This is a genomic window from Paenibacillus nitricinens (genome assembly GCF_052056485.1).
GTDB lineage: Bacteria > Bacillota > Bacilli > Paenibacillales > Paenibacillaceae > Paenibacillus_AQ > Paenibacillus_AQ nitricinens.
Genome location: NZ_CP183948.1, coordinates 3979898 through 3991573, shown reverse-complemented (window position 1 = coordinate 3991573; position 11676 = coordinate 3979898). Strand labels below are relative to the sequence as shown.

The 11676-nt window shown below is 44.3% G+C and carries 12 protein-coding genes; 6 read left to right on the top strand and 6 right to left on the bottom strand.

Annotation, left to right across the window (positions count from 1 at the left end; translation table 11 throughout):
* The first annotated feature begins 23 nt into the window (after positions 1–23).
* The gene (locus tag ACN6KS_RS17665) at positions 24–917 is read left to right on the top strand and encodes an NUDIX hydrolase (RefSeq protein ID WP_440960167.1); all 894 of its coding nucleotides are present in this window, start codon (positions 24–26) and stop codon (positions 915–917) included.
* Complete coding sequence (locus ACN6KS_RS17660) at positions 914–1465, top strand: NADAR family protein (protein ID WP_440960166.1); 552 nt, start codon at positions 914–916, stop codon at positions 1463–1465. The genes ACN6KS_RS17665 and ACN6KS_RS17660 overlap by 4 nt, the downstream gene beginning before the upstream one ends.
* Before the next feature lie 61 nt (positions 1466–1526).
* On the opposite strand, the gene ACN6KS_RS17655 is transcribed toward ACN6KS_RS17660, so the two are convergent.
* Positions 1527–2381, bottom strand: coding sequence for an AraC family transcriptional regulator (locus ACN6KS_RS17655; protein WP_440962415.1), 855 nt, complete (start codon positions 2379–2381; stop codon positions 1527–1529).
* A 207-nt stretch (positions 2382–2588) separates the two neighbouring features.
* Between ACN6KS_RS17655 and ACN6KS_RS17650 the strand changes: the two genes are divergently transcribed.
* A complete protein-coding gene (locus ACN6KS_RS17650) occupies positions 2589–4664 on the top strand; it encodes a beta-galactosidase (RefSeq protein ID WP_440960165.1) in 2076 nt (691 codons plus the stop codon).
* Positions 4665–4708: 44 nt separating this feature from the next.
* On the opposite strand, the gene ACN6KS_RS17645 is transcribed toward ACN6KS_RS17650, so the two are convergent.
* Complete coding sequence (locus tag ACN6KS_RS17645) at positions 4709–5254, bottom strand: GNAT family N-acetyltransferase (protein ID WP_094872999.1); 546 nt, start codon at positions 5252–5254, stop codon at positions 4709–4711.
* Positions 5251–5901 (bottom strand): NUDIX hydrolase, encoded by a 651-nt coding sequence (locus ACN6KS_RS17640; protein WP_440960164.1) that lies wholly within the window; start codon positions 5899–5901, stop codon positions 5251–5253. Before ACN6KS_RS17640 ends, ACN6KS_RS17645 begins: the two co-directional genes overlap by 4 nt.
* Positions 5902–6042: 141 nt before the next feature.
* On the opposite strand from ACN6KS_RS17640, the gene ACN6KS_RS17635 reads away from it, so the two are divergent.
* Positions 6043–6564 carry a hypothetical protein gene (locus ACN6KS_RS17635; RefSeq protein ID WP_280786374.1) on the top strand — a complete coding sequence of 174 codons (522 nt, stop codon included), beginning with the start codon at positions 6043–6045 and terminating at the stop codon, positions 6562–6564.
* Positions 6565–6569: 5 nt separating this feature from the next.
* Complete coding sequence (locus ACN6KS_RS17630) at positions 6570–7004, top strand: DUF5301 domain-containing protein (protein WP_440960163.1); 435 nt, start codon at positions 6570–6572, stop codon at positions 7002–7004.
* Positions 7005–7049: 45 nt separating this feature from the next.
* Here ACN6KS_RS17630 and kduD read toward each other — a convergent pair whose 3' ends face one another.
* From kduD to kduI, 3 genes are all read right to left on the bottom strand, one after another.
* Entirely contained in the window at positions 7050–7808 is a 759-nt protein-coding gene (gene kduD / locus ACN6KS_RS17625) for a 2-dehydro-3-deoxy-D-gluconate 5-dehydrogenase KduD (protein ID WP_094878445.1), read from the bottom strand.
* Positions 7809–7851: 43 nt separating this feature from the next.
* The gene (locus ACN6KS_RS17620) at positions 7852–8607 is read right to left on the bottom strand and encodes a DeoR/GlpR family DNA-binding transcription regulator (protein WP_280786372.1); all 756 of its coding nucleotides are present in this window, start codon (positions 8605–8607) and stop codon (positions 7852–7854) included.
* 132 nt (positions 8608–8739) lie between these two features.
* Positions 8740–9573: a 5-dehydro-4-deoxy-D-glucuronate isomerase gene (gene kduI / locus ACN6KS_RS17615; protein WP_094878444.1), complete on the bottom strand. Its 834-nt coding sequence runs from the start codon at positions 9571–9573 to the stop codon at positions 8740–8742.
* 235 nt (positions 9574–9808) lie between these two features.
* Between kduI and ACN6KS_RS17610 the strand changes: the two genes are divergently transcribed.
* A complete protein-coding gene (locus ACN6KS_RS17610) occupies positions 9809–11485 on the top strand; it encodes a hypothetical protein (RefSeq protein ID WP_341135124.1) in 1677 nt (558 codons plus the stop codon).
* Positions 11486–11676 lie beyond the last annotated feature (191 nt).

The window sequence follows — 11676 nt, the reverse complement described above, 5'->3', positions numbered from 1 at the left end:
AAGAACAAAGGAGGCAAGGACACATGAATTTGTTGGATCGCGATGGACTTACGGAACATCAATTTCTCGAGCAGTACCGTGCCGGGGATTTCGAGCGGCCTTCGGTGGCAGCGGACATGGTCATTTTCACCGTTACGAACACGGAGGCTGACAGCTACCGTAAGCTTCCGGAAAAAGAGCTGCGAATTCTGCTCATTCGTCGGGGAGGTCACCCGTTCTTGGGCAATTGGGCACTTCCAGGCGGCTTCGTCCGGCCGGAAGAGACCACGGAGCAAGCGGCGGTGAGGGAGCTGCATGAAGAAACCGGCGTGGATGACGTATATTTAGAGCAGTTATACACCTTCAGCGATGTTGGAAGGGACCCTCGTACCTGGGTAATGAGCTGCAGCTACATGGCCTTAATCAACAGTGATCAGGTACAGCTGAAAGCAGGAGATGACGCTGACCTAGCTGCCTGGTTCAAGGTAACCTATCGGCTTCTGCGCGAGCGGAAAGAGATTATTGAGGATGGGTATGTGAAAACGAAGGAATACGAGCTCAAGCTAAGCAGCGATGAAGAAGAGTTTACGGCAGTTGTGGGTCGGACGATGACATCAAAGTCGGCCTCTACGTCAACCGCATACTCCATTTTATCAAATGACGGATTGGCTTTTGATCATGCAAAGATTATAGCTTGCGCTATTGAGAGACTGCGGGGAAAAGTGAATTACACCGATCTTGCGCTAAACTTGATGCCGGATCTCTTCACTTTGACGGATCTGCAGCAGGTTTATGAGGTGATCTTAGACAAAGAGCTGCTGAAAGCCGCATTCCGGCGTAAAGTAGCGGATCTCGTAGCGGAGACCGATCATTATACTGAAAATGCGGGACACCGTCCTTCCCGCTTGTATCGAAGAAATATGGAGGAATATCAATGATTTATAATATCGAGCAGTTAAGAAAAGCTTATATCGCGGGCAAAACGTTCAAGTTTATGTTCTTCTGGGGCCATACACCGCCAAAGCACGACGGTGTCGACAAAAGCTGCTTCAGCCAATGGTGGATGAGTCCTTTCTTGGTAGAGGGGATGGAGTATTCCTGTGTCGAGCAGTTTATGATGGCCGAGAAAGCAAGACTGTTTGGAGATGACGAAATGTTGGACGCGATCCTTAAAGCAAAGCATCCCAAGGAGATGAAAGCTTACGGACGTGCAGTAAGAAACTTCGAAAATGACACTTGGGATAAAGAATGCTATAACATTGTCAAAAGAGGAAATATAGCCAAATTTTCGCAGAATCCGAAGCTTGGGGAATATCTCAAATCAACTAAAAACCGTATTCTCGTCGAAGCTAGCCCACAGGATCGCATTTGGGGAATAGGTATGAGCCAGTCCAATCCGGATGCGGAGAATCCCGTGAAATGGAGGGGGAGGAACTTACTTGGATTCGTGCTGACCGAAGTGAGGGACGAATTGCTGCGAGATTAACTTCTACCGGAATTATTTTTGATAAAAGAATGAAAAGATAACGAGATCCCTTTGGATTTCGTTATCTTTTTTGTTCACTCTCTAAAAGTCTCTCCTTCATCACCCCAGGCGTACAGCCATAAGTATTTCGGAAGATTCGGATAAAATAATTCGTCTCCATTCCCAGTTGAACCGCAATATCCTGAACGAGAATATCAGCATTCTCTGTCATTAACTGTATCGCACGTTCTAGTCGCAGATTCTGTAGATATTTATGTGGAGTTACGGCATATTCCTGTACGAATAGACGCTGGAAATGCTGGACGGAATACCCTACAGCAGCAGCTAGATTGGAGATAAGGAGTGGCTCAGTATAATGTTCGTTAATAAGCTCAACCGCCTTAGCCAACGCACCATTACGCACAGACTCAAGTTCAAAACGACTGCCTGAGGTGTGTTTGGATTCAGAACGTCGTAACATCAGAAGTAATCGATATAGGGTTATAGATAGATCCTCCATCCCATGCTCGTCTTGGCGACTAGCCGTCTGAGTGTTCGCCGTATGCCAGATCTTTCCGATCTCCTCCCAACATTGTTCAAAACGAGCAGGGTGATAGGGGGAAAAAGGGAGAAGGCCAATCCCCTCCAGCAAGCCTTGTGATTGAATGCCTTCGATCCCGATGAAACCGACATGCCACGGTTCATGTGAGGTTGGATAATATTCATGTCCTCGATCTGGAGGGAAGGCGAAGGCCATTCCAGGTTCTAGTGTGATCTCAGTGCCGCTCCCCAGATCTCGAAAGAGTCCAGTTCCGGTACGAATCAGAAAGATTTGGTGCACAGGAAATCCAGCAGGACGTACATGATGAAATTGGATATGACGACCTACAGAATAGGGATATAAAGGAAGTGTCTCCGCGTCGCGCGGTAATTCTATCAGAGAAAAAGGAAGCAGGATGGTTCACCTCATATTCATTTTGTGCTATCACTTCGAGAGTATATTCCTACTGCTGAAGAGGACTTTTCTTTTATTATAAATAGTATAAATGATGATTCGTGATATAGATAGCTAAGGCGTCTAACCAATCATCAGAGAATAGTCCCATTCATAACATGGGCAGAATTGAGAGGATGATCTTACACAATGAGTAAAAAACATTCCCCGATTAGCAGCAAAGCTCCAGTGATGCTGCACGGTGCTGATTATAATCCTGAGCAATGGCTGAAGTACCCGGAAATTTTGCGTGAGGATATTCGTTTGATGAAGCTTGCGAACTGTAATGTGATGTCTGTTGGGATTTTCTCTTGGGTATCCCTAGAGCCTGAAGAAGGTGTATTCACTTTCGATTGGCTGGATGGTGTATTGGATTCTTTTGCAGAGAATGGGATTTACGCATTTCTCGCAACACCTAGTGGAGCGCGGCCCGCTTGGATGTCTGAGAAGTACCCTGAAGTTCTAAGAGTGGAACGTAATCGTGTTCACAATTTACATGGCTTCCGTCATAATCACTGCTTCACCTCCCCTGTGTACCGGGAAAAGACTGCAATTTTAAATGCGAAGCTAGCAGAACGTTATAGCCAGCATCCTGCGGTTATCGGTTGGCATATTTCGAATGAGTTTGGTGGCGAATGCCACTGTGATCTTTGTCAAAATGCTTTTAGAGATTGGTTGAAGGACAAATACAATAACAGTCTGGATGAGGTGAATCATGCTTGGTGGGCTACGTTTTGGAGTCATACCTATACTTCATGGACACAAATTGAATCCCCGGCTCCACACGGAGAGACGCAAGTGCACGGCTTGAATCTCGACTGGCGTCGGTTTGTCAGCGAACGGACGATTGATTTCTGTCAGCATGAGATCAATACTGTTCGCCCGTACAATCCAGCGTTGCCAATTACAACGAATATGCATATGATCGATGGCATTGATTACCGCGAACTGGCTAAAATTCTGGATGTTGTCTCATGGGATGCTTATCCAGAATGGCATTATACTGAAGACGGTGACGATGCTAGACTGGCCGCATGGACGGCGATGCACTACGATTTAATGCGTTCTTTTAAAAAGAAACCGTTCCTCCTCATGGAAAGCACGCCATCACTTACGAACTGGCAATCGGTCAGTAAGCTGAAGCGTCCTGGCATGCACAAGCTGTCTTCGCTTCAAGCGGTAGCGCATGGTTCGGATTCTGTACAATATTTTCAATGGCGTAAAAGCCGGGGCTCTAGTGAGAAGTTTCACGGTGCAGTGGTTGACCATAGCGGCCACTCCGAGACTCGTGTGTTTAAAGACGTTACAGAGGTAGGAAAGATGCTGGCTGGAATGACAGAAGTAGTAGGTACATCAACTCCAGTAAAAACAGCAATTATTTTCGATTGGGACAACCGCTGGGCGATCAAGGATGCGCAAGGCATTCGTAATTCTGGATTGCGTTATGAGGAGACTGTACTACAGCATTATCGTGCACTTTGGGAGTTAGGCATTCCGGTTGATATGATCGGATCAGGGGATGATCTGTCCGATTATAAGCTGGTAATTGCACCTATGTTATATCTGATCAGTGAAGAGAATGGAAAGCGTATCGAGAAGTTTGTTGAACAGGGCGGAACATTCCTGGCAACCTATTGGTCTGGTGTCGTTAATGAAACGGATTTATGTCATTTGGGTGGATTCCCAGGACCGCTACGTAGAACGCTCGGCATTTGGGCGGAAGAGACCGAAGGGCTGCATAGCCGTGATTTGAATGGTGTTGTAATGCAGGCGAGCAATGCACTTAATCTAAGTGGAGATTATGATGCGCATGAAATTGCTGAGCTGATCCACTTGGAAGGTGCAGAAGCATTAGGCACTTATCGCAGCGATTTCTATGCTGGCCGTCCTGCGCTTACGGTAAACCGTTTCGGTGAAGGAAATGCCTATCATCTCGCTACTCGTGTGAAAGACGCCTCTTTCTACGTTGAATTGTATGCTGCAATCACTTCTAAAGCAGGAATTACTCGTGCGCTTGATAGTGAGCTACCAACTGGTGTGACAGCGCAGCTTCGGACGGATGGAGAGAGCGATTATATCTTCGTGCAAAACTTCAGCGGAAGTCCGCAAACGGTACAATTAAATGAAGAAGAATACACAGATATAACTTCAGACACTGCTGTTCCGGCTGTGTTGAATCTAGCGGTAAATGATCTCGCAATGTTGAAGCGTAAATCGTTAGTATAAAAAGAAGGCAGGACCTGAGGAATTCAGGTTCTGCCTTTTTAAAATTAATCTATAAATCGTCCCATCATAATCGTGTTATAGAATTTTCCGTCTGCAAGAATCTTATCATTCTTTAATATTCCCTCGATCTCAAAGCCAAGCTTCTGATAAAGGGTAATAGCTTTGTCGTTTGTTTCGAGGACATTTAAAGTGATTTTTTGGATACCGTTAGCGTCGGCCCAAGCAATAGATTCTGCTAAAAGATTTTTTCCAATTCCATAACCCCAATAATCCTGCAGCACACATACTCCGAACTCGACTTTATGAGCCGATCTTGCTAATGAATGACCTTCGCATCTAGAGAACCCAACGATTTGATCATTAACTACCGCGATTAGAAATAAGTTACGTAGTTTCTCTGAATCAGATTGAATTAGCTGCTGAAACCCTATTTCGTCTATAAAAGCCTCCCCTGGTTCTCTGTCTAAATTCTCGGTCTCCCCATCGATTTGTACTCTTAATTTGGACAATGTCATTGCATCCGTAGTGTTTGCAGATCTAATGGTGTATTGGGTTCCTTTCACGGCAAATGTTCGTTGATTAATAATCATTTGTCCTCCGTTACTACTGCTGATTTTAGAAATACAACTTCGATACCCTCGATAATACGAGTATAATAACTCACTTCATGGGGTACAAAATGGGTTTTGTCTACATCCTGCTCAATGGTAATTCTATGTCCATGCGCATCGATTTGAAAACCGTTGACTTGTAGACTATGTATTTCTCCCTGCCAAAATCTGCGGAAATCAGAGAACTTAGCTTTGACAATGCCAGCGACCTCTTCTTTTTGTAGCTGAAAATCTTCTAGACGATAGGGATTGTTATAAACAAAGACATGCGCTCGTTCATTATCGATAAGGTTTTCTTTTCTCATACTGTAAGGAATTGTCCCTAGCGGGGTCAGGTCTTCAAAAGATAGCTCTAGTCCCAGCTCTTCATGAACCTCGCGTGTTCCATCTTCTACAGTTTCGTTTGCTAGCAAATGTCCTGCGGCCGTGATGTCCAGTAGTCCCGCATAATCTTGTTTTTGTTCACTGCGAAGTTGTAAGTAGATATAGGGTATTTCCTGATCTTTGCTTATAAACCAGCAGTGGAAAGTCTCATGCCAATGTCCTAACCGATGTACCTCTTCACGTGGAGCCGTACCTGTTCGGTTGCCTCCTTCATCAAAAATGGTAAGTATCTCATTATGCATAGAAAAGCTCCTTTATGATGATTTCTTCTTCCTAAAGCCTATCATAAAAACATTCGAATTACCCTGAATGTTAGGAGGTTCTTATTGACAACAGCTAGAATGAAATGTATATTTTTGGATGTTAATCAAAGGAGGAGTTAAATGAATTTAGTAACCATGAAGCAGAAGGATTTGGACACTTTAAGTGATGAAAGACTAGGATGGGCCTGTATGGAGCCTACCTTTCAGCAGATTCGCGCAAAATCACCATCGATCAAATCCGAAGTGATCTCAAAGCTCACAGATGGACAGAAAGCACTTTGTATGTTCAGAGTAATGCATGATCACAGCCGTAATTCCGAAGGGGAGTATTATGCTTGGATTTCTTACATGCAAGACCAGCCGGGGTATTGGACAGGAGTGATGGGAGGTATACGATTTTTTGGCGACGAACCAATGCAACTTTTGCTTCAGGAAACAAAGGCATTTCTCGAAGAAAGAAACAATCGACTTGGAATACAGTGGGTTGATGCTACCCTCACGGATCTCGATCGTGACCCTGAGTTGTTGAGAGGGATGAGTGGTTTATTTGAACGGTTTAAGAACATAGCCGAAAATAGCCACCGATTGATTGGCGAGTATATTCGGGCACATCCGGGAGAATTTGTGGAGATAGAAGGCTAATAATTATGAAAAAAAGTAAATTATTTTTATTATTTCTTATAGTAATAAATCTGCTTCTTTATGGAGTTCCCTTATATCACAGTTATAATTCATTTCAAAATCTTGTACTGGATCGAATCGATGCTACTCAAATCACCTCCATTAGAGTTCTTAAGAGTTCTAATGAACAAGATATTAAAGTGGATGACCCGAAAGAAATTGAAAAGATCATACATGAGTTTTCTGACGTGAAATTAAAAAGAAGTGGTGCATCCGAACGACCTGCGGAGACCTATTGGATAAGAATATATGTAAATAAAGATCAGCGCTTTGGAATGACACTCTATGGCACAGATTACTTGTATTTCAGCGATCGATCTAGTAATAGTAAGTATCACTCTGGAAATTTTAAGATTACAAGTAAATTTGATGGGGAATCCATTACAAGCTTGTTTAAGTAAAAATAACCCGTTGCCACAGGCAGCGGGTTAAATGTTTTAGGTTATTTATCTTGCCATCCATCCACCGTCAACATTAAGAATATGACCATTCAAATAGTCTGAAGCTGCGGAAGCCAAGAATACAGCAGGACCTCTTAGATCATCTGGTGTTCCCCAACGTGCAGCTGGAATACGATCTAAGATCGCGTCCGAACGACTTTGGTCGGCACGGATCGGAGCTGTATTTTCAGTCGCCATGTAGCCTGGTGCAATCGCATTGATGTTCAGACCGGAGCCTGCCCATTCATTGGCAAAAGCTTTAGTAAGACCTGCAACCCCATGCTTACTCGCGGTGTAGCCAGGGACATTGATTCCGCCTTGATAGGAGAGCATGGAGGCGATGTTAATGATTTTGCCGGATCCTCTTTCCAGGAAGTGACGGCCTGCGATCTGTGACAGAAGGAACACGGTGTTCAAGTTCAGGTTAATAACGTCGAACCAGTCTTTTTCACTGTGGTCTTTTGCCGGAGTACGGCGGATCATCCCTGCACAGTTCACTAGAATGTCTACATGACCAGTCAGTTCAAGTGCTTGGTCAAATGTGTTTTGCAGGTTGCTATGATCACTTAAGTCAGATTCGATGCTAACCGCTTTTACGCCAAAAGCTTTTGCAGCGTTTACGGTTTCTTGACTTGTATTAAGTGATACGGCTGCTATATCCGCACCTGCTTCCGCGAAGGCAAGGGCAATGCCTTGTCCAAGACCTTGAGCTGCACCGGTTACGAGTGCTGTTTTACCTGCCAAGCTGAATAATGATGATGACATTATAAATTACGCCCCTTTGATTAAATGGATTTAATTCCGGTTATTACTCACATTCAATGGCAACGCCTGCACCGCGGAACTGTTCTGCCGTTTCGGGAGAGAGTCCTTTATCTGTTAAGATAACGTCAACTTCCTGCAGAGAAGCGAATGTACGCAGCGCAGTTTGGCCGAATTTATGATGATCCACAACCGCGAACACTTTACGGGCAGTAGACACAAGGGCTTGCTTAAACTCAATTAAATCTCCTGTATAAATAGAAAGTCCATGTTCGATATGAATAGCTGTCGAGGACAGAAATGCTTTTTGAATATTAAGTTGTTGCACATAGGAGACGGCTTCAGGGCCGGCCAACATATTGCGGACACGGTACCCCCCGGGAACGACGAGACGAATATGATCTTTGAGAACCAGTTCGCTGATGATGTATACATCATTGGTGACTACCGTTAGAGGCATATTGTCCAGGCGTCGGGCAATTTCAAGCGTTGTGCTCCCGCCGTCAAGAGCTATAATATCGTCCTTTTCAATATGGGCAAGCGCGCGCAAGGCGATCTCCGTTTTTTCGTCGGAATACTTATCCAGTGGATCCTTAGAGGGCAAAATACCAAACTGGTCGCTTTGTGCCAGCACAGCTCCGCCATGTACACGTACAATCAGTCCTTGCTCCTCCAGCTTGCTCAAATCCTCACGAATTGTTTTTCCCGTAACCTGTAGCTTATCGCTCAGTTCATTCACCGTTACATCTTTTTGGTTCAGCATAACTTCCATTATCATCTCATGTCGTCGTATCGGGTTCATCCGCTTGCCTCAGCTTTCCGTAATTGATTAAAATTATAAGAAAGTTTAAGTTTCACGCTAGACTCTTCCTTATAATTCCCGCACAAACGCTTATCGTCCTTAAAAGGACGCCGAAGGCGTTTTAGCTTGTCTCTATTGTAGTTCTTTCATGGATACGGGGTCCATATCATCATATCTTTTATTATCGCCAGCCATACTCCAGATAAAAGTATAGTTATGAGTACCAACACCACTGTGGATGGACCAGCTTGGGGAAATAACCGCTTGTTCGTTTTGCATTACGATATGGCGAGTTTCATTAGGCTCTCCCATCAAGTGGAACACAACGGAATCGTCCGGTAGATCAAAATAGAAATAAGCTTCCATCCGGCGTGGATGTGTATGTGCCGGCATCGTATTCCACATGCTACCTGGCTTCAGTTGAGTCATACCCATAACTAGCTGAGCGCTTTGTACGCCGTTTGTATGAATGAACCGGTGAATGGTACGCTCGTTGGAGTTCTCCAAACCGCCCATCGCACCGGATTCGGATTCAGCCAGAGTGGTTTTAGTAGTTGGATAGGACTGGTGAGCAGGTGCAGAATTCAAATAAAATTTAGCGGGCTTGGAAGCGTCTGCACTTTTGAAGATAACATCTTTAGAACCCTGACCAACATACAGACATTCTTTGAAATCTACTTCATATTCTGTACCATCGACAATAACCGCCCCTTTACCGCCAACATTGATGATCCCTAGCTCACGGCGCTCCAAGAAGTAAGTAACCCCAAGTTCTTTAAGGTCAGTTGTAAGTGCAACTTCTTCCTTAACAGGATTAGCACCGCCAACGATCATACGATCCTCATGGGTAAGTACTAGCTTCAGTTCATCGGGTGCAAAAATGACAGGAATATGGAATTCCTTGCGGAGGCGCTCAGTGTCAAACTGCTTAACTTCATTAGGATGGGATGCAAAACGTCTTTCCATGGATTATTCAATCTCCTTCAAAAGCATATTTTTGTTCGTATATGTACAATTTACTCCATTTATGTTCATTTTACAAGTGTTTATTTTTATATATTGGTTCATTATAGTTTATTTATAAGTTTTAATAATTGCAAAATGAACGAAAAGTGTGCACAATAGATCTAAAATGCTTAGTTCTCATTTATAGGATTGTTATCATACTATTGAAAATTGAGATGTGGGAGGTTGAACTTGAATGCTGGAGTCGAATGGTATTCAGAGTACTTATCAGGACCGTCAACAAGAAATCATTATAAGTATAGCGCTGGAAGCGCAGAGACGGCCTCTGCTTGAGAGTGGACTCTGGTTCCACGATGATGTGCGAAATAACTTTTATTATGCCTCATATCTTTTTGCAGCTGCAGTAGATGATTCTTTGTCGTTGCCTTTTGACCGGGAAGAAGCAAAGCAGAAGGCACAGGATGTGCTGCTAGAGACATTAATGCTACAGAATCGTCAACCTGGCACGGAGCTATACGGGCACTGGCCGCTTGGATTGAATCCGGTTCCACGTGAGGCTTCACCGCATGAGTTACCTGTGGAAATTATGGGCAGCTTGCTGGTTTACTTTTGCAAAAGATATGGTGGAGCACTAAACGCTCAACTTCGCATTGTCCTGAATACAGCATTTGGACACATTTATCGGAGTGGTTTCTACCGTAAGCCGGTAATCACTTTTGGACATCATGAAGCGAAATATACAGCAGCAAAGCTGATTTTTGGCACTCTGTTTGCAGATGATGTGCTCGTTGAAGATGGTCGGCAAAGTTTGAAGGACACATTGACGTACATCCGCTCTAAGGGGATGCCAGAATACGGCAGTCTCCCGTGGTTCTGGCATTGGATACAAGCGTTTACCTGCGCTTTGGAGCTTGTCCCAACAGAGGATACGGATTTAATAACTACTCTTAAAGAGATGCTTGATCATCTTTGGATGGTAAGAGCTGAGTTTTATTTACGCGGAGCTTGGGTGGGTGCACATTCTAGAGGTTGGCCACATGATGTACCAGGAGATGCTAATGTGCTTCATGACTATATTCAATTCGGGGACTTCAAGCTTTCAGTGGCAATGCCACGTACGGAATACGCTGGACTCCTGTTCTATAAAGCACCAAATGAGGCTTTAACAGCTGCAATGAATCGCCAGACGCCTGTGGAAACCACTAAGATTACACAGAAGGTAGTCCCAGCAGATCCGAACGCTCAACCGTTGCTTCATTCTTATGCCTATATTACAGAGGATTATGCAGCAGGCGGGATGTGGGAGCGAGTAGAAGAATTCGACAATGAACAGCTCCGGTGGGCTTTTTCCTTGCCTGTAAGTGGAGAGGGTGGGGGGAACCAGCTGTATTTCTTCCACCCAGGTCAATACTACAATTCGGGAGATCCTCGCCATCAGAGTCGTTATATGGAGGTCCTTTATCACAAAAATGTAGTTATTTCTTTATTTCCCATTCCTCAGGGGGAAAAAAATACGATTATCGGTGTTCTTCCTCACGGGGAGTGGATGCAAGACCTGAACGCCTTGTTCGGTCACGTTGGCGATGTCTATTTCGCAATATATCTATCTCATCCATATCATCTGCAAAAACATAAGGGATACATTGAGGTAACAGCTACGGGGATGCCGGGTGGGGTGATCGTTGAGGCGATCGGTGTTAAGGAGTCTGCAGAGCGTGGAATCATCGGACTGGATGCATTTGTAATAGCTATGGCCCATAATGAACCCCGATTTGAGACGGAAGACGGATTGGCGGCTCATTATACGACCAGTAATGGCGATAGATTGCATTTGAGTATGAAGAGCGAGTCAGAGCCACCGCGAGCTTTGCTGAATGGTGAGAAGATCTCTTTGGAGAACTATACGGTTTAATAAGAACTCAACATATTTGTGAGTAAAGTTTGGATAGAGTCGACCTTAAGGTCGGCTTTTTTTATGTAATAATCCGATATGAACAGTTATGATTCGATTTCACTTTAGAGTCCGTGTGCAAAAAGCCCGATGAACTTCTAATGCATTTACTGCAATAGAATCTAATTAGTGTGCATACTATGCTATAGCTT